Source organism: Terriglobus albidus (assembly GCF_008000815.1).
GTDB classification, from domain to species: domain Bacteria; phylum Acidobacteriota; class Terriglobia; order Terriglobales; family Acidobacteriaceae; genus Terriglobus; species Terriglobus albidus_A.
The window spans coordinates 5904884-5926221 of sequence record NZ_CP042806.1; the positions used below are offsets into that span (position 1 = coordinate 5904884).

A 21338-nucleotide genomic window follows, 5' to 3' on the forward strand; every position below is an offset into this window, starting at 1 on the left:
ATGGCTCCAGATCGTCGCGCGAAGGTAGAGAAGTTCCGCAACCTGCACGTACGGCCTGGAGCCTTCATCATTCCGAACCCATGGGATGTTGGCACCACACGTCTGCTGACGCATCTCGGCTTCGAAGCGCTGGCGACCACCAGCATGGGTTACGCCTTTTCGGTCGGACAGAAAGACAACACGCTGAGCCGCGAACAGGCGATCTCTCATATCGCCGCCATTGCCGCGGCTACCGATCTGCCGGTCAATGCCGATCTGGAGAACTGCTTCGGTGACGCACCGGAGGTGGCGGCAGAGACCATACGCCTGGCTGCCGAAGCCGGTGTCTCCGGCGGTTCAATTGAAGATGCGACCGGAGATGCAGCGAATCCCATCTATGCACGCGAGTTCGCGACAGAACGCGTGCGAGCGGCTGTAGAAGCAGCACGCAATGTTCCCGGCGGATTCGTCCTCACGGCACGCGCAGAGAACTATCTGCACGGGCGGCCGGACCTGGCCGATACCATCGCGCGACTGCAGGCGTATCAGGAAGCCGGCGCGGATGTGCTGTATGCACCGGGCCTTCGCACCAAGGACGACATCGCTGCGGTGGTATCGTCTGTCGATCGGCCGGTGAATGTCGTGATGGGATTGCAAGGGGTGCAACTCAGCCGCGAGGAGTTAGCCAAACTCGGCGTGAAACGCATCAGCGTGGGGAGTTCGCTTTATCGCACAGCGCTCGGCGCGTTTCTGCGCGCAGCGCATGAGATGGCTGGGGCGGGAACTTTTACGTTTGCGGGCGATGCAGCGAATCCGAAAGAAGTAGCTGCGTTGTTGACTGGTGAAGAGCTCGGGTAAGCCACGCACTGGGTTTTGAAAGATCGGTACCTCAGCGGCTAAAGCCGCCTCTTTCTGAGCTTCTATACGGGACGGCTAAAGCCGTCCCCTTAAGCAAGGCATTCGCACCTTTGGCGCGAAACAGTTGCGCCAAGCGCAACGATGATCGAGCAATATAGTGAAGATCTATTCTGCCGTCACACGCTCTATCAACTTCACCGTGTCCTGAGGACAGAACACAAGAGAGACGCTCGACAAACAAAGCTTGCCTCTCCTTCGCGCACCGCGCGAATGTCTTGCTTAAGGACACGGCTTTAGCCGTGTCGTACAGACTAGAAAGAGTTGGCGGCTTTAGCCGCTGAGGGCAATACTCTCAGAATCCCCGCCTTGTCATTTCGAAGTCGCCTCGGCAAAGAAAACCTTCTCGACATGGTCCCGTTGTGTATGGAGCTCCCAGTACAACGGAACAATCGCTTCGGGCTCGGCGCCTGGCTGCTGGCCGATCCACGCCCCGATGGCGACGTGTCCGCTACCCAAACACAGGAACAATTTGTCGATATACTCCGAGATCCTTACCGCGCCGTCCCCCAAATCGACTTCAACCGCCAACTTCTCCCTGACACCGCAATCGCCTTCGTCCCTCCCTCACGAAAGACAACAGCTTTCACATTGCTGGTTGGCGGAAGCACAAGATTGGTCATCGCAATCGTCCCATCCTGCGCGAAGACCTCCACCGAGGAACGATCCACCACAATCTTCAGATTCCACGGCCGTGTCGCAACCGTGCGAGCATCGGTCCTGACAAGAAAGTTCTCCCCGGGAGATACACCCGCGTGGATGCGGTCGGCATAGACGACATGACCTGCCGTATCAAAGCCGATCTCAGTCCAATGGCTGTCGTCGGAGTAAAGGCGGACACCAAAACTCTCCGCATCTGTCGGAGCAAACGTAAGCTGCATCTCCATCGGGGACTCCAACGAAAGAAGCTCGGCTATTTCCTGCTTTGCAGCAAGCTGCTTGCGGATCGGTCGCGCCGCACCGTCATGCAAGGGAGCGGTGACTGGGTCTTCGCTGAGCACAAACGAGTCGCCATCCTTCACAGCGACGACACGCCTGGGCAAGGTCATCTGACCACGCCAGGGCTGGGTTGGAAGCTTATCGGCGTACTGCCAGTTACTCATCCATCCCAGCAGCGTGGGCTTTTCTCCCGGCGGCAGGTGGTTAAAGCTGATCGCGCAGTAGCTGTCCTTACCGTAATCGGTCCAGCGCACCGGGGTTCCTGGGAGCGAATGAAATTCCCGCCCATCGAAGTTGCCGAGGAAATACTGTTCCCCTGAGCCTCCCTGCAACGCCCCGGGATTGATGCCGACCTTCAGCGCCCAGATTTTCCTGCCACCATCAGCGGGTACTTGAAGCAGATCAGGGCACTCCCACTGCCCACCTGTCGCGCCTTCCGGACCAAACGTTGAGACCTTCGCCCACTGCTTCAGATCGGTGGAGGTATAGAACGCAACCTTATGTTCGTTGGGCAGTGCCACCGCCATCACCCAGCGATGGATCTGGTCGTTCCAGCTCACGTTCGGATCGCGAAAGTCAGCCATATCTAGATCGAGCACTGGATTGCCCGCGTAGAACTGCCAGGTGCGTCCGCGATCCTGGCTGGAGGCGATGCTCTGGCTCTCCCGCTGTTCACGTCCATTGCCAGGGCGATGACTTGTGTAGATGGCGACCATGCAAGGCTTGCCATCCTTGCACAGGCCGCTGGTGTTGTGTTCGTCCACCACAACGCTGCCGGTGAAGATCATCTCTCCATCGTGCTCGGGCAATGCCACCGGAAGCTCTTTCCAGTGGAGCAGATCGCTGCTTACCGCGTGGCCCCAGCTCATGTGTCCCCATTTGTCGCCGAAGGGGTTGTATTGAAAGAACAGGTGATACTCGCCGTCGAAGTGAACAAGGCCATTCGGATCGTTGGTCCAGTTCTGCCGCGGAGAAAAGTGAACCTGCGGACGGTACGGTTCTGCATACGGCTTCCTGTCCTGGCATGAACCCGAAATGCTTCCTAATGCCACCAGCGCGAGCATTGCAATCACGTTGCATTTCAACATGAAGAGGTCACTTCCCTTTCGAGCCTTCGTGCATGGAAGCCTACAGATCGCTCTGCACAGACGCAACCCATCTGCCCGCCCTTCCGAGTTGCACAAAACCGCCCATTCGAGCTATGTTGTCAGTGACAACACATGTTTGCGGAGGTGCGGATGTCTCTTGTTGGAGAAGTGCGAAGCTTCAACCGGTTCTATACCCGTGAGATTGGCCTGCTGGCCGAACACCTTCCGGCGAGCGAGTTCTCCCTCGCCGAAGCACGCGTGCTCTACGAGCTGGCACAGGCGGGCGAGCAGACTGCGGCGGACATTATCCGCACGCTCGGAATGGACAAGGCCCACGTCAGCCGCATCACCGCCCGCTTTCGGGCAGCCGGTCTGGTGAAAAGCCGCATCAGCCCGGAGCACGGCAAGCACAAACTGCTCTCGCTGACCGCCGCCGGGAAACGAACCTTCAAGCGGATGAACGACGGCACCGAAGCGCAGATCGAGACGCTGCTCGCGCCGCTCACGTCCGAGAATCGCCGGCGCCTGGCAAAGGGTATGCAGGAGATCCAATCTTCTCTTCTTCAACCAAAGCCACCATCGGCAGCGGACGTGCGGCTTCGCCCGCTGAAGGTGGGCGACCTGGGCTGGATCACGCATCGTCAGGGGGTTCTCTATACGCAGGAGTATGGCTGGGACTGGACCTACGAAGGCCTGGTGGCCCAGATCCTCGGCATCTTCGCCGCCAACTTCGACGCAACGCGCGAGGATGCATGGATCGCGGAACTGGACGATCAGGTTGTTGGCTCCGTGTTCCTGATGAAGACCGACGATCCTCAGGTCGCGAAGCTGCGGTTGCTTTATGTCGACCCGGCAGCCAGGGGTCTGGGTGTCGGCTCGCGACTGGTGAATGCCTGCATCGAGCGCGCGCGCGAGCTGGGATACCGCAAACTCACACTTTGGACCAACGACATCCTGGTCTCCGCCCGCAAGATCTATCAGGCAGCGGGCTTCACCCTGCAGGAAGAAAACCGTCACCACTCCTTCGGCAAAGACCTGGTCGGCCAGACCTGGACGCTCGATCTGAAGCAGTAGTCAGAGAACTTCCGGCTCCGGAAGGTCAAAGACAGTGCATTCCCCGCTTGACACCCCTAAACATCTAGGCTTAACGTACTTCCCATACCTAGTTGCTTAGGGGAGGCGGCGTGGCGAAGAACGACTTGCAAGGGACGCTGGATCTGCTGGTCCTCAAGACTCTCTCACAGGTGAGAGAGATGCATGGCTACGGAATTGTGGCTCACATTCAACAGGCATCGGACGATCTGCTTCGCGTTGAGGAAGGGTCGTTGTACCCGGCGCTGCATCGGATGGAGCAACAGGGATGGATCGCCGCGGACTGGGCCATGACCGAAACAAACCGCAAGGCGAAGTATTACAAACTGACCGCTGCGGGACGAAAGCGCCTACAGGAAGAAGAGAAAAACTTTGAGCATCTGGTAAAAGGCGTACGCGCCATTCTGCGCTACGCGTGAGGTGAAGCCATGTCGCTGCTTCGACGTATTGCGAATCTCTTCTCTCGATCGAAGGTGGATCGGGAGATTGACGCCGAGCTTCGTTTCCACATCGAGATGCGGATCGACGAGAACATGGCGAACGGCATGCCGGAAGAAGAGGCACGGCGCGACGCACTGCTGCGCTTCGGCAATCTGTCGAGCACGAAGGAGCATGTCACTGGAGCCGATGCGGCGTTGACGCTCTATAGCGTCTGGTCGGATATACGGCATGCGTGCCGGCAGTTGCGGAAGAATCCCGGATTCTCCTCGACAGCCATTCTGGTATTGGCGCTGGGAATGTGCGCCAGTATCGCGATCTTTGCGTTTGTCGATGCCGTCCTGATCCGGCCGTTACCGTATCAGAGTCCCTCGCGGCTGGTTGCGTTGTTCGAGAGCACATCACTGGGACCTCGTTTTCATCTCTCGTATCTCGACTACCTGGACTGGAAGCGACAGAACAAGGTCTTCGATTCGCTGGAAGCGTACGACAATCTGTTTTTTGCGCAGAGCACAAGGACGGGGACACAGCGGGTACCAGGCGCCACCGTAAGTGCCGGTTTCTTTCGTACGCTTGGCATTGCCCCCATCCTTGGACGTGACTTTCACGAAGGCGAGGACACTCCGAGTGCTCCGCGTACTGTGATTCTGAGCTATGCCGCGTGGCAGAACCGCTACGGCAAGCGTGAGGATGTGCTGGGTCAGACGGTCACGCTGGAGGGCGTTCCGTATGTCATCATCGGAGTTCTGCCGCGGGAGTTTCACTTCGCACCCGCGGGGCCGTCGGAGTTCTGGACATCGCTTCATGAGTCCTCTGATCCCAACAATCGCGGATCCCACGGACTGTGGGCGATTGCACGCCTGAAAGACGGAATGACGCTGGACACGGCCTCGGCCGACATGAGTTCGATCGCAGAGCAACTGGCGAGACAGTATCCGGATTCCGATGGTGGGCGAGGTGCAACTGTCTTTCCGTTATCTGAGGTGATCGTCGGCAACCTCCGTCCGATTCTGTTGCTGCTGTTGAGCGGAGCGGTGTTGCTACTGTTGATTGCCTGTGTGAATGTCTCCGGCCTGATGCTGGTTCGCTCCGAGAATCGCCGACACGAGATCGCAGTCCGCGGCGCGTTGGGCGCCTCGCGCATGAGGCTCTTCCGGCAGTTCGTGACGGAAGGAGTTTTGCTCGCCGCGGCGGGAAGTGCCATGGGCGCCGGCGCAGCTTATGGAGTCATCCATCTCCTGTTGAAACTTGTACCGGCGAAGATGCTGGAAGACATGCCTTATCTGCGTGGACTCGGGCTGAACCTGCACGTTACAGGCTTTGCCGTAGCGACTGGCCTGGTGATGGCAATTCTTTTTTCTCTCACGCCCTCCCTTCGCCTGTCGTTGAGTGACCTGCGTTCCGGCTTGGTGGAGGGGGGCCGTGGTGGCGCCAAAGCGACGTGGAAGCATCTGGGGGCGAACCTTGTGGTACTGGAACTATGCACCGCGATGGTATTGCTGGTAGGTGCAGGCTTGCTGGGCAAGAGCTTCTATCAGCTGCTGCACGTCGATATCGGCCTTCAGCCGGATCACCTGGCGATGATCGGACTGCGATCACCACACCTCCGCTATGCAAAACCCGAGCAGATGGTTGCCTTGACGCAGCGTGTGATGGAGCAGGCGAACAGACTGCCTGGAGTGCGATCAGTGGCAGTGGCGCAACAGGCGCCCGTGGCAAATGTAGCTGGAGGAAATACGGCCTTCGAGATCATCGGCAGGCCGCAACATGGGACGGCCTATGAAGCGGTCAATCGCCAGGTGGGTGGGAGTTACTTCACCACAATACGGGCGAGGCTGGCGCAAGGACGCTACTTCACCGAAACAGACGACGCTTCGAAGCCCCGTGTGATGATCGTCAACCAGACCTTTGCGCGAAAGTACTTTCCCGGAGAAGATGCGATTGGAAAGCATATCCGGTACGACGCATCGTCCCCTGTGATCGAGATCGTCGGCATCGTCGAAGACATCAAGGAAGGACCTCTCGATGCGGAATTGCAGCCGGTGCTGTATACGCCGTTCAACCAGGAGCCGGCCAACTCCTTCTGTATCGTCGTCAGGACGGTTCATGCGCCGCAGGAGCTGTTGAAGTCGCTGGAAGGAACGGTGCACGGGATCGATCCTGACATTTTGGCCTTCAACGCCGAGACGGCAGAGGACCGCATCCATAACCTGCAGTCGACCTATCTTCATCGCTCCTCTGCATGGCTTGTAAGTGGATTCGCGGCGATGGCGCTGTTGCTGGGCGTTGTCGGTCTGTACGGTGTAATCGCCTACTCGGTAAGTCAGCGGACCAGGGAGATTGGAGTGCGCATGGCTTTGGGCGCACAACGCAGCTCCGTCTACCAGTTGATTATGAAAGACGCGGGCAGGGTGATAGCCTTCGGCGTTCTAAGTGGAGCAATCTGCTCGGTGATCACAGCCAGCATGATGCGAAAACTGCTCTTCGGTACAGCGCCGTGGGACGCAGGCACGCTCGCCACTGTGACAGCGGTGCTTGCGGCTTCGGCACTGCTCGCCAGCTATATTCCTGCTCGGCGAGCCGCTTCGGTCGATCCGGTTCAGGCACTGCGCTCCGAATGAGTGCATCGGCGAAACGTCCAGCCCCGACAGAGTTGTAGAATTCCCTCCGATGAGGCAGATCTTCGCTATTGTCGGCTCAGCAATCTTCCTGGTCATTGCGCCGGGAACGATTGCGGGGTACATCCCCTGGCGAATCTGCCGGTGGCAAGTGCAAGCGCCACTGGCCGGAATCTTCGCGTTTCGCATTCTCGGATTATTGCTGATGGTCGCAGGTCTGCCTGTCCTGCTGGATTCCTTCGCACGCTTCGCGATTCAGGGTTTCGGTACTCCCGCGCCAGTCTTTCCAACGCGCCAGCTCGTCGTCAGCGGCCTCTATCGCTACGTCCGAAACCCCATGTATGTGGCGGTCGTGTCGTTGATTCTGGGACAGGGGTTGTTCTTTGGCGATCTCCGCGTTCTTGAATACGGCATTGCAATCTGGGTGGCCTTCCATTTGTTTGTGCTGCTCTACGAGGAGCCCACCCTGAGAAATACCTACGGCGCTGAGTACGACGTCTTTTGCGTCAATGTCCACCGATGGATTCCGTGCTTACGCCCCTGGAAGCAGAGCGGGCACGATAGTTAACTTCACTCTCTCGTCGCCGATTCAAATTGACTCCATCACTCATGGCGAAGAGCCACCATGGGATCGATGGCTGCAGCTCGAATACTCGGAACGAGGCAGGCGACGAGTGTCGCGATCAACAGCAGGACAGGCACCAGCACGAACGTGAGCGGATCGAGGGCAGGTACCTGGTAGAGAAAACTACGCAGAAGGTGCGCGAAGGCAATGCCACCGACAATGCCAATACCCAGTCCAGCAAGCAGCAGCGAGAGACCCTCGTTCAGAATGAGCCTGGCAATGTGGGCGCGGGAAGAACCGAGCGCCATGCGCAGGCCGATCTCGCCGGTGCGCTGACGTACGGTATAGGCAAGCAGACCATAGACACCGACGATCGCGAGGAAGAGGGCTATGCCGGAAAAGACGGAGAGCAGCGTCGTCTGAAAGCGCCGGGGCGCGGTAGCATGTGCGGTAAGCTCGCTCATAAGCCGGATGTGAGAGAGGGGAAGGTTTGGATCGATGGAGCGGACGGCCGAGCGTAGTGCGGCGATAGTCGCGCTCTGAGGCAACGAAGAACGCACTGCCACCGTGACGCCGATCGGAGGCGCAAACGAAGAAAAGAAGGGAGTATAGATCTGCGGGACGGCTGCGGTCTCAATACTTTCGTTCCGGATATCCTGAACAACTCCGACGATCGTGGCCCAGGGATCATCCGAGTTAGTCCGAAGCCGATGACCAATGGGGTCTTTGCCTGCGAGGTACGTATTGGCGAAGGTCTGGTTGATGATGACGACAAAGCGCGGTGCAGATGTGTCTTCTTCCGCGGTGAAGTAACGCCCTCTCAGCAGGGGAATCTGCATCGCAGTGAAGTAGCCGGAAGAGACGTCGCGAGACTCCACCCATTGGTTCTTTTGATTCGGATAACCATCGACCCACAGTGTGGTTATGCTTTCCGAGTCTGAGAGAGGAAGATAGTTAACCAGGCCCGCAGCACTCAAACCCGGCTGCGAGGAAACTCCTTCGAGGACCGATGCATAGAAGGCGCGGCGCTTGTCCTCAGTGTCAGCCGATGTGCTCACGGGAAGGCCGGCCGTCAACGTGGAGGGGGAGAAGCCCGCCTGGACGGAGAGCACCTTCCGATAGCTGCGAAGGAAGAGCCCTGCACCAGTCAACAACACAACGACGAGCGCGACCTGCGCGACGACCAGACCGCGACGAAGGCGCCGACGATCGACGATGAGGCGTGTGCCCGCACTGGACAAAAAGTCCGCGACATTGATCCGTGTCCCTGAGAGTGCCGGAAGCGTGCCGAAAAGGATGCTGGTGACAAAGCTGATAAGGATGAGAAAGACCATCGTGCGGAGATCGAGCGAGGTGGTCTCCATATGCGGGATGTTGCCAGGATTGAGTTTTATGAGGGCTCGAATGAAGAACAGGGCAAGCCCCACGCCGATGATGCCGGCGGCGCTGGCGAGCAAAAGCGATTCTGTAAGCATCTGGCGCACAAGGCGGCCGCGACTGGCGCCGAGGGTAGTGCGTACTCCCAATTCGTGGCGACGGCCAGCTGCGCGCGCCAGCAGGAGATTCGCGGCGTTTGCGCAGGCAATCAACAGAACAGAGCCAACCGCCCCAAGCAGAAGCAGCATCAGCGGACGCGCACCGCCGAGAACCGTCTGGGTAAGCGGTTTGACCAATGCGATCATACCGCCGCTGAAGATGAGATCGTGATGCAACGGCTGGAGGCGAGCGACGAGTGGACTCATCTCGGCCTGAGCATCTTTTACTGACACACCTGGAGCGAGGCGAGCGAGAGCATTTATGCTGCTTGGGTCACGGCTTGCGCGTTCTTGCGCCGTAAGCGCAATGGGAACCCACAATTGGGTGTCCGCGATGTTTCCATTGCCGAAGGCGAGATCCGTTTTGTGTGGATAGCCGAAGCCGGAAGGCATGACGCCGACAACGTGATAGGTTTCACCGTCGAGCGTGATATTGCGACTCAAAACATCATCGGAGCCGGCGAAGAGTGACTGCCAGAGCGAGTAGCTGAGGACAACGGAGCGGCTGTTTCCGGGTTCCTGGTCTGCATCTCGGAATTCACGGCCGATGAGCGGCGCAGCTTCAAGTGTGTGGAAGAAACTCGAATCGACCCGTGCGACGCCAACACGCTCAGGCTGATCGCCGGTATTGAGGTTCATGCTCTTCTGATCGAACATGGTCATCGATGCAAAGGAGCGGACCTGTGCGCGAATTTCAAAAAAGTCGGCGTTGCTGGGACCCGTCGCCTCCTGTGGAATCTCCTTCAGATGCGGATTTGGCGTGTAGAGATAGACCAGGCGGCTTGCATCGCCGTAGGGCAGCGAGCGCAACAGAACGGCGTTGACCAGAGAGAAGATCGCCGTACACGCGCCGATGCCAATCGCAAGGGTAAGCACCGTGACCGCGGTAAATCCGGGCTGCCGCCGCAGAGAGCGCACGCCGTAGCGGACATCTTGCGCGAGGTCCTCGAGCAGTGCGGTTCCCCGAGATTCGTAAGTGGACTGTGTCGCTTCGGCAAAACTGCCGAACTCCTTCTGTGCAGCCGTACGTGCCTGCCGCGGCGACATGCCTCTCGCGATATTGCGCTCGATCAGGGTGTCGAGGTGAAAGCGAAGCTCGTCGTTCAGCTCCGCGTTGGCGGCATCGCGATGGAACAGTGAATGAAGACGGTGGCGAAGACTATCGATGAATCGCATAGGACACCTCGGTTTATACAGAGCGAAGTACGCCGTAGACAGCAGAAGAGAGACGATCCCAGGAGGCCTCTTCAGACTTCAGTCGGGCTCGACCTGCTTTGGTCAGCGAGTAAAACTTGGCGCGCCGGTTATTTTCTGACTCACCCCACTCGGCCGTAATCCAGGCCTGATGTTCAAGGCGGTGAAGTGCGGGATAGAGTGCGCTTTGGTTAACACGCAGAACATCGTTGGAGAGCTGACGAACGCGGTCGGCAATGGCGAGGCCGTGCATTGGCCCAGGCGTGAGCACTTTGAGAATCAGAAGATCAAGTGTGCCCTGCAGTAGTTCGTTGGACTTCGTCATCCTCTCACCTCAATGATTGAGGTGTAGAATATATGAAAGGGAAAGTGATTGGCAACTTAACCAGGTGCGATAAGCGTGCTTCTCCTCGCCGCAGCCGGTTTCACGCTGTAACAATTCTCCTTCCCTGCCGAAACCACAGACCCGAACAAACTGCGTAGAATAAGGTCGATTCTGCATCGAAGGGATTCCATCGATGATTCGTCTCTACCTTCCCCTGTTCCTCGGTTGTGTCTTCTGTGGCCTCGTCGCGGGTTCGTACGCCCAACGTCCCCTTCCATCGAATAAAGAGCTGGCCAGTCCCCAGATCGAACGGAGAGTGGATGCCTTGCTCCGTCAGATGACGCTGACGGAGAAGATCGGGCAGCTTGTCCAGTACAACGCCACACAATCGCACCCTGCAGGGACTGAGAAGAAATCGACGGCTGCGCTGAACGTCAACCCGCCCGGTCCGGGTGGGGTTGACAGCTATGAGCTGGCGCAGAAAGGCGAACTGGGTTCCATGCTGAACGCCGTCGGCCAGGATCTGACGAATCACTTTCAGCATGCGGCGGTGGATCAGACGCGGCTGCACATCCCGCTTCTGTTCGGGGCGGATGTTGTGCACGGCTTTCGTACGATCTTCCCGGTGCCGCTGGCAACCGCTTCGAGCTGGGATCCTGATCTCATCACCGAGATGGGCCGAACGGCAGCAATTGAAGCCCGTACCGCAGGCGTGAACTGGTTCTACTCTCCCATGGTCGATATCGCACGCGATCCGCGATGGGGTCGATGCACCGAAGGAGCGGGAGAGGATCCGTATCTGGGCTCCGTCATCGCTCGTGCCTACATCCGTGGCTATCAGGGCAAGAGTCTGGGTGATCGCAACTCCGTCGCCGCCTCAGTCAAACACTACGCAGCCTATGGAGCGGCGGAGGCCGGGCGCGACTACAACACGACAGACATGAGCGACCTGTTGCTGCGCCAGGTGTACCTTGCGCCCTATCGCGCGGCGGCACAGGAAGGTGCAGCGACATTCATGTCGGCCTTCAACTCGCTCAATGGTGTGCCAGCCAGCGCCAACCCTTACCTGATGCAGACGATCCTGCGCGAGGAGTGGGGCTTCAACGGCTTCATCGTCTCCGACTACACCGCAGTGATGGAGCTGATCCGGCATGGCATCGCGCTGGATGCCGCCAGCGCCACGGAAAAGGCTCTCAAGGCCGGTGTGGACATCGACATGAACGCGCACTTCTATGACAAGGAACTTCCCGCGCTGGTGAACTCAGGCAAGGTTCCGATGGCCGTTGTCGATGAGGCAGTGCGCCGCATTCTGCGGGTGAAGTTCGCTCTCGGACTCTTCGAACATCCCTTCACCGAAGGGCCTGAGGTTACAAGAGCCGTGCCAGAGCACAGACCGCTGGCTCGCCGCGCGGCGGAAGAGTCTTTCGTCCTGCTGCAGAATAAGCCCGTCAATGGAAAGCCGCTTCTACCGCTGACGGGAAATGGGCGCAATATCGCCCTTATTGGACCGCTGGCAGATGATGCCCCTGACATGGTGGGTGCGTGGTCCGGTGCGAATAACTTCGAGGACGTCCACACGCTGCGCCAAAGCTTTACCGAAGCAGCACAGCAGGAAGGGTTCGCCCTGGCCTATGCGAAAGGCACCGATATCTCGGGCAACTCCAACGCAGGTTTTGAGGCGGCAGTTGCGGCAGCCGAGGAGGCAGATGTCGTGGTCATGGCGCTGGGAGAATCCAGTGACATGAGCGGCGAGGCGGCTTCGCGTACTCACCTTGATCTTCCTGGCAACCAGCAGGCATTACTGGAAGCCGTACAGGCGACCGGTAAGCCGATCGTGCTTCTGATCTTCTCCGGCCGGCCGCTTGTGCTGAAGTGGGCCAGCGAACATGTTCCCGCCGTAATGGAGGTCTGGTTCCCTGGCATGGAGACCGGCCCGGCCATCACCAACGTGCTCTTCGGCAAGACCGCACCTTCAGGGAAGCTCACCATGAGCTTCCCGCAATCAGTAGGACAAGTACCGATCTATTACAACCGCCTGCCGACGGGCCGTCCGATTCAATACCCGGATCCGGCGCACCCAGATGCCTACGTTGAGAAGAAGTATGTCTCCCGCTACCTGGATGAGTCGAACGATCCTCTCTTCCCCTTCGGTCATGGCCTGACCTACACCGCCTTTGCTTATAAGGACGTTTCTGTTTCTGCCCAACGCGTGAACGCTTCCGCATTGATGAAGGACAGAAAAGCCAACCCGTTGATTGCGTCAGCCATCATCACGAACACGGGCGAGCGTGAAGGCTCTGAAGTCGTTCAGTGCTACATCAACATTCGTGGAGCAAGCACGGAACAACCGGTACGCAGCCTGCAAGGGTTCGCCCGTGTAACGCTCAAGCCGGGAGAGTCCAGAAAGGTCGAATTTCCCCTCGGCTTTGACGAGCTTTCGTTTTACAACGCGAAGAGCCAGCAGGTGATCGAACCCGCGGAGTATACGGTCTTCATCGGCGGCAGTTCCCTTGCCGATCAGGCGGCGCGGTTCGTTACGTTGCCTTAGACCGTATGGACGATAGAGCCCATGCATTGGGTGGGAGATTCGAGCGAAGCTCTCTTTCGCGCATAGCGTGAATGCCTTGCTTAAGGACACGGCTTCAGCCGTGTCGTACACAAGGTGCAAAAGTAGTGCGGCTTTAGCCGCTGAGGGCAAGGCAAGGAAGTATCGACAAATTCACCTTCAGAATTATGGAGCGGGCCTTCAGCTCTTTAACTTCAAATCTGCCGGGTACCTGGGGCGTTGCTCAGGCTGGTATAGAGCGCGCGTTTCCACCCCAATGAACAAGTTCATCGGGGACCCCGGCCTTCAGCGCTCAATACTCAAGTCGAATTTGTCGATACGCCCCAGTAACCCTTAAACGCTGAGATCTCGCCCATGCGGGCGAGATCTCGGTGGTTCTGCCTTGCCTTCCCTCAGCTAAGGCGTAGTGATGGACACATTGTCGAAGGTTGCGGTGCACAACTGGGCGTTATTCCTGCTGCTGACTACCAATCCGATGTATGCACTACTCGCCATCGAAATGGTGACCGTGCCCTGCTGGGTCCAGGTCACACCGTCCGAGGAGTAGTAGCCGGTAAAGGTGCTGCCGTTGCGAACGACGCGAACCCAGTAGGGAGCCACGAGGCCGGCGGTTCTGCTGCCGCTCGTAGCGCTGCCTGTCGTCGTACGAGTGACCCAGGTGACACCGTTCGCAGGTGTGACGTTGATGTTCGCCATCGTCGAGCCGGTGGCGAGCGTCTCGCGGATCATCACGCCTGCCTGCGCTCCGCTGTTGGTGTTGGTCATGCTGACCACCCTGGCCGTGATGGTGTAGCTGGTGCCCGCGGTCTGGTATGCATAGTTGAACTGATCGGCGGTGCCGGTGATGCTGCTGCCCGAACCGGTCACCGTATACGTGCCACCGCTGTAGCTGGCGCTACCGGCAAGGCTCACGCTGCCGATGTCCTGATCGGTCCAACCCGTCGGAAGACCTGTAGCCGTATTCACCACCAGGGTGACTGTCGCCGAGTGTGACAGACTGCCGTCAACGCCCGTGATCGTCAGTGTGTAGGTACCCGCAGGAGTTGCTGTCGTTGTCGAAACGGTTAGCGTCGAGCTTCCCGAACCAGTGACCGACGTTGGGCTGAAGCTGCCCGTGGCTCCGGTGGGCAGCCCGCTCACGCTCAGGCTCACCGTATCGGCGAAGCCGTTCAGCGCGCCGATCGTTGTTGTGTAGGTGGTGCCGTTGCCCTGCGTCACCGTCTGCGAACTCGGTGTGGCCGAGATACTGAAGTCCGCCGGTCCTTGTACAGCCAGCGTCACTGTCGCCGAGTGCGTCAGGGTACCGCTGGCGCCCGTGATCGTCAGGGTGTAGGTACCCACTGGAGTTGTCGTTGCGGTCGAGACTGTCAGCGTCGAGCTACCTGAACCCGCGACTGACGTTGGGCTGAAGCTCGCGGAGGCACCGGTAGGCAAGCCGCTCACGCTCAGACTCGTCGTACCGGTGAAGCCATTCACAGCGCTGATCGATGTCGTGTAGGTGGCGTTGCTGCCTTGCGTAACCGTCCGCGAGCTAGGACTTGCCGAGATGCTGAAGTCCGCCGGTCCCTGCACGATCAGCGTCACTGTCCCGGTGTGCGTCACGGTGCCGTTGGTGCCTGTGATCGTCAGCGTATACGTGCCTGCTGGAGTTGTCGTTGCCGTCGTAACTGACAGCGTTGAGCTTCCCGAGCCGGAGACCGACGTCGGACTGAGGCTGGCGGTAGCTCCGGTTGGCAATCCACTCACACTCAGATTCACCGTGTCGGTGAAGCCATTCAGTGCGCTGACCGTCGTTGTATAGGTGGTGCTGTTGCCCTGCGTCACCGTCTGCGAACTCGGTGTATCCGAGATGCTGAAGTCAGGCGTCGGAGTACCGACAGTCATCCTGTGGATGACGATCGAGTTGTTGTTGTAATTGTCTTTGCTGACCAGGTAGTCGCCATTGCTCGCCTGGTAAGCCCGAATGCCATACATCGAATCCACATCGTTGCCCACCGCCACGTTGGAGTTGGCAGTGGTCATCGTCAGGTCATTGGCGCCGGTCGTCAGGTTGTAAGCATCAATATCGGGCACGGTATGGACATACGAGATGAACAGATAGTTGCCCGCCGCGGCGCGTCCTTTGGGGTTCTGCGTGGTCTTCAGGTTGATGACCTGGTTGGGAGTGGTGGTGTTGCCCGCCATCCAGCCGTGGTACACCTCAACGCGGCCGCCCAGCGAGGTCCAATCGGTGCCGTTCCCGTTCATCAGGACCATCGTGTCGGTAGATGGAATGTACTCGATGCCTGCCAGCGGCGCGATGGTCGACGGAGTCGGTGTGGTTGTTGGTGTTCCGTAGATCGGTTTGCCATTGGCATCGAAGCCCGTCAGCGGGTAATGCGTGATCGCATTGGTCTTATCCAGCCCAACCCAGATATCACCATTCGTGTCGAGGCAGAACCCGTTTCGGACACGGGCCAGGGTATTGAAGTAGTTGGTATAGCCCGCCGGACTGGTCTGGCCCGGCAAAGTGCCGAAAGGAACCGAAGCGTACTGGCCGGTGGGGAAATAAGAAAAGATGAAGAGGTCAGGGTTCTGACCGGTGGCCGCGAGGATGCGATGGCCGTTGACGCTGGTCATGATGCCGAAGTCGAAGCCGCGGCTGTTGTTGGTCACATCCACGCGCGGATCTGTCGGATAGTCGAGCGCATCGACGCTGTTGCCAACGTATCCTCCGCCGCCCGTACCCGAGAAAACGTCCTGTCCACCGTATAAGTAGGCGCCGTCGGTGCCGGGGTCAAAGGCGGCGTTGCCTTCAAAGTTCAGTGCCTGCAGCGTGTATTGAAGTACGCCGGAACTGTTGTACGCGTGAAGATCGGTCTTTCCGTTGCGTCCAAGATCCCAGGTTCCTCCCCAGGGATTGTTGAGAACGTACAGGTTTCCGGCGCTGTCTTTCCCGATACCAACGATGCGGGTGAAGCGCTGGCTACCGGTCTGTCCCTTGACTCCCGCAGTGGTGTCGAGATATCCGCCCTGCACACCAAAGGTTCCAACCAGAGTCGGCGTGCTCGACAAGTTTCCGTAGATCTGGATGTTCATGTTCGGCCCCTGGTCGCCGACCATCAACTGGTTATTCACGCTGTCAAAGTACATCGCCGAAGGCCTCGCGCTGGAACCCAGGCTGATGGTGTTCAACACGGTCCCCGACGAGGAGAACTCCTGGATCGTTCCCTCGTTCATCTGGGCGACCCATACGTTCCCCGATCCATCAACCGCGATCGCGCCGGGATCGGTGAGGGTCCAATCCGATTGCCACACGCCAGCGGTCGTGTAGCAACGCACCAGGTTGTCAGGATGATCGCTGACATACACCAGCGTTCCAGTGTCTGCGATACCCGTGATCACATCCGCGCGCCGCTCAGTCTTATCCGTACTCGCCGACCATGTCAGATCCCGCACGTGGGTGCTGCGGTTGTAACGGCCAATATAGCCGCTGCCTCCGAGGGTGGTGTTGTATTGCAGCGCGGCGAAGAGATACGTGCCATCGCCACTGATCGACCCGCCCATGGTTTCGCCGTGCGCGCCGATGGTGCCTGTTTTTTGGCCATTCTGGTAGATGTTGATGCTTCCCTGACTTTCGTCCCACATGGAAGCGGTATAGATAACGCCCTCAGGCGCTACCCACATGGACCGCATGGCATTGCCTACATACGTGGGGGTAGTCGAATACGTGTTGCCTACCCAGGTCGTTGTGTAGCTCGCTTGAGCATGGCTGATCGTCGCGCTTATCAGCAGCAGGAAGAGACAGGTGATCGCAAAGAATGCTGACCAACCTCGTTTTGCAGGCATAGGGGATCTCCTAAGCCTTCTGCCTTTTCTTCATGGCCGGAAGGCTTTAGCACGGTGGTGTTGTAAATTCCACGAGCCTTCTAATGTGCGGTGTAAAGGCGAGTCAATACGGATGCCTCACCTAATCTCTTCAACGAAATGCGTTTCATTTTCTACGTTTGCCCGCATGGCAGGGCCTGCTTCCTTGATCGAAGCAATTCCCAACAGCAATGCGGATCTTCTTGAACCGTGCTCTCTTCCTCGACAAGCGTCATCAGCACTGCTGCAAGAGCATGAGTTTGTTTCACACAGTAAAACTCTCAGAGCGAGCGCTGCAGGCGCTGGTGGGAGCAGCGGGGTCCCCGGCCAGCTTGCTGGCTGCGGTGATCAGCGGGCTTCAGCCCGCTGATAAAGGCGTAAAAGACATTCCTCATTGCACCAACAAACGCGGGCTGAAGCTCGCGTCTCCCACCCGGATCGGGGTTGCGCTCGATGCATCACCCCAACGAACCGGTTCGCCGGAACCCCGAGACTCCCACATAAGCTTCGCGTATGTGAGTAGGTACCGGGGACATGGTTTACACGCAGTACCGGAGACAAGGTTTACAGATACGGGAAGAGTGGCTCTTCAACGAGGACCGAGACGCAAGAAGATGCGTTTATGTCCTGGAAAGAGAGTCGCGTTGTGGATCAACGCTTACAGTTCTTATCGAGTTATCAGAAGGAAGAGATGTCTCTAACGGACTTGTGCCATGAGTATGGCATCTCACGTCCAACCGCATACAAATGGATCAAGCGTTACAACGAAGTCGGGCCGGAGGGCCTGCTGGACATGTCACGCAGGCCGCACAGTTGTTCTCATGCGACGCCAGAACAACTTGTGAACGAGGTGCTGGCCTTGCGCAAGCGGTTCCCATCCTGGGGAGCGCGCAAACTGAAAGCACGCTTGGAGCGCATGAACCCTAACGTTGTCTGGCCTGCTTCGAGCACTATCGGAGAGATCCTCCGGCGCTCCGGGCTGACTAATCCCGTGCGCAAGAGACGCAGAACCACACCGTACTCGCAACCGTTCTCTGAGGTAACTGCCCCGAACCAGCTGTGGTGCATGGACTTTAAGGGGTGGTTCCGTACTGGCGATGGCCAACGCTGCGATCCCTTTACGATCACGGATGCCCACAGCCGTTACTTGATTCGCTGTCAAGCCATTACTCGCATGGATACTGCGCATGTTCGTGCGATCTGCGAGTCTGCTATGCGCGAGTTCGGAGTTCCTGAGCGAATTCGAACTGACAACGGCGCACCCTTCTCAGGGACCGGAATTCTCGGTCTTTCGCGTCTCTCGCTGGAATGGCAACGTCTTGGTATCGTCCATGAGCGCATTCAGCCGGGTAAACCTCAGCAAAATGGCAGGCATGAACGGATGCACCGGACGTTGAAGCAGGACACGACCAACCCTGCTGCCAAGACAATCCGTGCACAGCAGAAACGGTTTGATTAGTTTCGTCACGTCTACAACAACGAACGGCCACACGAAGCACTCGATCACGAAACTCCGGGAAGTTTGTACGCTCCAAGCACAAGGCTCTTGCCACGCTACACAAAGGCCTACGTTTATCCTGCTCATTTCCAGACGCGACGGGTGAACGATGCAGGCGATATTAGCTGGCACAAGAGCCGCGTCTTCATCAGTGAGGTCTTCCGTGGGGAAGACATCGGTCTGGAAAAGGTTGAAGACCACTTCTACAAAATCTACTTTTGCAATCTCGAAGTAGGCGAGTTCGATGTCAACGATCTTCGGTTCCGTCCAGGGCTTCGTCCGTGACCTCGGAGCGGGATGGGCCAGACTGTGGGCTCCATCCCGCTCAGATTTCAGAGGCGATGGATTGCTTGCCATATGCCGACTTGTAAAGCTGAACGAAGGCTCTACTTTGCAAGATATTGCGGGGACGCAGGAGGAACGCCTTCAGGCAAAGGGGAGCCCGTTAGGATCATGCTTCTACGATTGATCTCACGCCGAAAACTTTCATCGAGGTAGAGGTCAGGTGTCCGAGGGGACTCTGTCAAAATCGACACCGGTCCAAGGTAAAGTAAGGCGTTGGCTCCATTAGGAGCCACTTGTCGCATTAGCAATAAGGCGTCATTTCCCTGCGTGATGCTCCGTTCAAGAGCCGCTGCATCAGACACTTGTGCGCGGTCGTGATAGGGCTCTACGACAAAGAACGACTGTGGATAAGCTTCTTCGACCAACGCCCGCATCTTGTCTGCTGCTCGGAAGTGGATGCCTCCGTAGATCACTAAAGCCTTCTTGTGTTTGGCGAGTATCTCCGATTTGATCAATTCCGCAGGGTGCAGGTCGCGTTGTGCGAACTGGGGCAAATCCTTTGAAGTCCTAATCTGTTTCCAGTCGATGGAAGGTTCCCCAAGCCATACGTGAATCTGTTCAGCAGGCGGCTGTCCCTTGTTCACTCTTCGGATCTCTGCGAAGACGTTCAGATATCCAATATTTGTGACGGTAGGCAGCCAGCCGAGTGTGTCTGTCCAAACCGCTCGCAGCTGTTCGTAGGGGACATCCTCTCCGGCAACATATCGGTCAATCGTGGTCTGTTGTGCCGCGCCGCCAAACTCTACCACCACATTCCCGACCTCTTTGGAAAAACGGGGGTACTTCAACAGCTTGACGTAGAAGTCCTCTTCCTGAGCGAGCCCATGCCAGTCCTCTATGCCGACAAGAGGGAACTGTTGAAACGCATTCAACACTCCCTCTTCGGCAGAAATCGGAGACGTTGAATTCGAGCCCTCAATACGGGTTGCTTGCGCAAGCAGAACTCCCAGCATGAGGTTAAGAACTAGAGCGGACAACACTCGGAACATGCCATTCGGTTTTCTCACGTGGTTTCACCTCGTACGACCACTGGGATTTGAAGTCCTCCAGAATGGACGGCTACAAGGGCTAATGGTCACGAGAAACGCCGTTCTCGTTAGTTGGCAATACGCGACTTCGACATCGTTGCAAAGACGGAAAGCGTTGGAAATGACTAGGAGAGGAAAGCATGGAAAGCCATGAAACCGGCTTTCCACCCTTCCCTCTCCTCTTGGAAATCCCTGCGGGATTCCCACATTCCCAACGCTTCGACGGCTGGAGATATTCTTAATTCAGACCGGGCTTGGCCAGCCTTTATTCAGAACCAGAGCCGCTTTCTTCGCGAGGGGCTTGTAAGCTCTCTCCCCGGTATGAAACGTAAATCATCTCCCGGTGCTCTCATGTGGGGCACCCCTTGCATGGGCTCTATCAAATTTGTCGATACGTGATAGTCTCCGTATCACGAGCCGGGAAGGCTCATAAAACTCAATTGCCATGGACTACGACGCAATCATCGTTGGAGGCAGCTTTGCGGGCTTATCTGCAGCGATGCAACTGGCGCGGGCGCGCAGGCGAGTTCTACTCCTGGATTCCGGAAAGCCGAGAAACCGGTTTGCGCCGTTCTCTCATGGCCTTTTCGGCCACGATGGGCAACCGCCGCAGGCTATTCTGGCGAACGGGCGATTGCAACTGCTCTCGTACGACACCGTGTCGCTCAGCGAAAGCCTGGCAACCAGCGCAGCCAGGACGGGAGGAAAATTCGGCGTTACCGTGGCCGATGGCACGATTCACACGGCTTCGCGCCTGATTCTTGCCACGGGAGTGAGCGATGACCTCACCGGCTTTCCCGGGTTGCAGGAGCGTTGGGGCATCAGCATTTTTCACTGTTTCTACTGCCATGGATATGAAGTAGCCGGAAAACGCCTGGGCGTACTCGCGACCAGCGACCGGGCTTTGCAGACAGCACTGCTGCTGCCGGACTGGAGCGAGCACGTGGCTCTCTTTACGAACGGCGTGCTCACACTGAACGATGAGCAACTGGATGCGCTTGGCGCGCGTGGAGTGTCTGTTGAAACAACGCCCGTGGTTGCCTTAGTCGGAGCGGCCCCTGGTCTCTCCGGGTTGCGCCTGGCGGACGGGCGCGTTGCCTCTGTCGATGCGATCTTCACGAATCCTCGCACTCGCATGTCAAGCGCGCTTGCGGAGCAGCTTGGCTGCGAATTTGACGAAGGCCCGTCCGGTCCGTTCATCCGCACCGGCGCCGACAAACAGACCACGGTACACGGAGTCTACGCAGCGGGCGATGCAGCACGTCCGGGACACAATGCCTCGTGGGCCGTTGCCGATGGAGTGACGGCGGGAATCTCCTGCCACCAATCTCTTACTCTGCCTCAGCCCTCGTGCCGCTGACCGCTGC

At 58.1% G+C, this 21338-nt stretch carries 14 protein-coding genes; 9 read left to right on the forward strand and 5 right to left on the reverse strand.

Going from position 1 to position 21338, the window contains the following annotated elements:
- Positions 1–837, forward strand: a complete 837-nt coding sequence (locus FTW19_RS23660) for an isocitrate lyase/PEP mutase family protein (protein WP_147650025.1) — start codon at positions 1–3, stop codon at positions 835–837.
- 551 nt (positions 838–1388) lie between these two features.
- On the opposite strand, the gene FTW19_RS23665 is transcribed toward FTW19_RS23660, so the two are convergent.
- Positions 1389–2921 carry a glycoside hydrolase family 32 protein gene (locus FTW19_RS23665; RefSeq protein WP_147650026.1) on the reverse strand — a complete coding sequence of 511 codons (1533 nt, stop codon included), beginning with the start codon at positions 2919–2921 and terminating at the stop codon, positions 1389–1391.
- A 150-nt stretch (positions 2922–3071) separates the two neighbouring features.
- On the opposite strand from FTW19_RS23665, the gene FTW19_RS23670 reads away from it, so the two are divergent.
- The 4 genes from FTW19_RS23670 (at position 3072) to FTW19_RS23685 (ending at position 7637) form a co-directional block, all read left to right on the forward strand.
- Positions 3072–3995 (forward strand): bifunctional helix-turn-helix transcriptional regulator/GNAT family N-acetyltransferase, encoded by a 924-nt coding sequence (locus tag FTW19_RS23670; RefSeq protein ID WP_147650027.1) that lies wholly within the window; start codon positions 3072–3074, stop codon positions 3993–3995.
- A gap of 110 nt (positions 3996–4105) precedes the next feature.
- Entirely contained in the window at positions 4106–4432 is a 327-nt protein-coding gene (locus tag FTW19_RS23675; protein WP_147650028.1) for a PadR family transcriptional regulator, read from the forward strand.
- A gap of 9 nt (positions 4433–4441) precedes the next feature.
- A complete protein-coding gene (locus tag FTW19_RS23680; protein WP_147650029.1) occupies positions 4442–7072 on the forward strand; it encodes an ABC transporter permease in 2631 nt (876 codons plus the stop codon).
- 49 nt (positions 7073–7121) lie between these two features.
- Positions 7122–7637 (forward strand): methyltransferase family protein, encoded by a 516-nt coding sequence (locus FTW19_RS23685; protein WP_147650030.1) that lies wholly within the window; start codon positions 7122–7124, stop codon positions 7635–7637.
- Positions 7638–7672: 35 nt separating this feature from the next.
- Here the strand turns inward: FTW19_RS23685 and FTW19_RS23690 are convergent, their stop codons facing one another.
- Both FTW19_RS23690 and FTW19_RS23695 read right to left on the reverse strand, forming a co-directional pair.
- A complete protein-coding gene (locus tag FTW19_RS23690; protein WP_147650031.1) occupies positions 7673–10345 on the reverse strand; it encodes an ABC transporter permease in 2673 nt (890 codons plus the stop codon).
- Positions 10346–10358: 13 nt separating this feature from the next.
- The gene (locus FTW19_RS23695) at positions 10359–10688 is read right to left on the reverse strand and encodes a PadR family transcriptional regulator (RefSeq protein WP_147650032.1); all 330 of its coding nucleotides are present in this window, start codon (positions 10686–10688) and stop codon (positions 10359–10361) included.
- Between the two features lie 193 nt (positions 10689–10881).
- Here FTW19_RS23695 and FTW19_RS23700 point away from each other — a divergent pair, with 193 nt between their 5' ends.
- Positions 10882–13236, forward strand: a complete 2355-nt coding sequence (locus FTW19_RS23700) for a glycoside hydrolase family 3 N-terminal domain-containing protein (protein WP_147650033.1) — start codon at positions 10882–10884, stop codon at positions 13234–13236.
- A gap of 414 nt (positions 13237–13650) precedes the next feature.
- Here FTW19_RS23700 and FTW19_RS23705 read toward each other — a convergent pair whose 3' ends face one another.
- Positions 13651–17082 carry an SMP-30/gluconolactonase/LRE family protein gene (locus tag FTW19_RS23705; RefSeq protein ID WP_147650034.1) on the reverse strand — a complete coding sequence of 1144 codons (3432 nt, stop codon included), beginning with the start codon at positions 17080–17082 and terminating at the stop codon, positions 13651–13653.
- Positions 17083–17722: 640 nt separating this feature from the next.
- Here FTW19_RS23705 and FTW19_RS23710 point away from each other — a divergent pair.
- Both FTW19_RS23710 and FTW19_RS26225 read left to right on the forward strand, forming a co-directional pair.
- Positions 17723–18559, forward strand: a complete 837-nt coding sequence (locus FTW19_RS23710) for a DDE-type integrase/transposase/recombinase (protein ID WP_246153468.1) — start codon at positions 17723–17725, stop codon at positions 18557–18559.
- An 87-nt stretch (positions 18560–18646) separates the two neighbouring features.
- Positions 18647–18883, forward strand: coding sequence for a hypothetical protein (locus FTW19_RS26225; RefSeq protein WP_246153469.1), 237 nt, complete (start codon positions 18647–18649; stop codon positions 18881–18883).
- Between the two features lie 101 nt (positions 18884–18984).
- Here the strand turns inward: FTW19_RS26225 and FTW19_RS23715 are convergent, their stop codons facing one another.
- Positions 18985–19932: a hypothetical protein gene (locus FTW19_RS23715; RefSeq protein ID WP_147650035.1), complete on the reverse strand. Its 948-nt coding sequence runs from the start codon at positions 19930–19932 to the stop codon at positions 18985–18987.
- A 484-nt stretch (positions 19933–20416) separates the two neighbouring features.
- Between FTW19_RS23715 and FTW19_RS23720 the strand changes: the two genes are divergently transcribed.
- Entirely contained in the window at positions 20417–21331 is a 915-nt protein-coding gene (locus FTW19_RS23720) for an NAD(P)/FAD-dependent oxidoreductase (protein WP_147650036.1), read from the forward strand.
- The last annotated feature ends 7 nt before the right edge of the window (positions 21332–21338 follow it).

Coding starts and splice junctions, on each gene's coding strand:
- FTW19_RS23660 (WP_147650025.1), top strand. CDS start 1: ATGGCTCCAGATCGTCGCGCGAAGGTAGAGAAGTTCCGCAACCTGCAC.
- FTW19_RS23665 (WP_147650026.1), bottom strand. CDS start 2,921: ATGTTGAAATGCAACGTGATTGCAATGCTCGCGCTGGTGGCATTAGGA.
- FTW19_RS23670 (WP_147650027.1), top strand. CDS start 3,072: ATGTCTCTTGTTGGAGAAGTGCGAAGCTTCAACCGGTTCTATACCCGT.
- FTW19_RS23680 (WP_147650029.1), top strand. CDS start 4,442: ATGTCGCTGCTTCGACGTATTGCGAATCTCTTCTCTCGATCGAAGGTG.
- FTW19_RS23685 (WP_147650030.1), top strand. CDS start 7,122: ATGAGGCAGATCTTCGCTATTGTCGGCTCAGCAATCTTCCTGGTCATT.
- FTW19_RS23690 (WP_147650031.1), bottom strand. CDS start 10,345: ATGCGATTCATCGATAGTCTTCGCCACCGTCTTCATTCACTGTTCCAT.
- FTW19_RS23695 (WP_147650032.1), bottom strand. CDS start 10,688: ATGACGAAGTCCAACGAACTACTGCAGGGCACACTTGATCTTCTGATT.
- FTW19_RS23700 (WP_147650033.1), top strand. CDS start 10,882: ATGATTCGTCTCTACCTTCCCCTGTTCCTCGGTTGTGTCTTCTGTGGC.
- FTW19_RS23705 (WP_147650034.1), bottom strand. CDS start 17,082: ATGCCTGCAAAACGAGGTTGGTCAGCATTCTTTGCGATCACCTGTCTC.
- FTW19_RS23710 (WP_246153468.1), top strand. CDS start 17,723: ATGTCCTGGAAAGAGAGTCGCGTTGTGGATCAACGCTTACAGTTCTTA.
- FTW19_RS23715 (WP_147650035.1), bottom strand. CDS start 19,932: ATGTTCCGAGTGTTGTCCGCTCTAGTTCTTAACCTCATGCTGGGAGTT.
- FTW19_RS23720 (WP_147650036.1), top strand. CDS start 20,417: ATGGACTACGACGCAATCATCGTTGGAGGCAGCTTTGCGGGCTTATCT.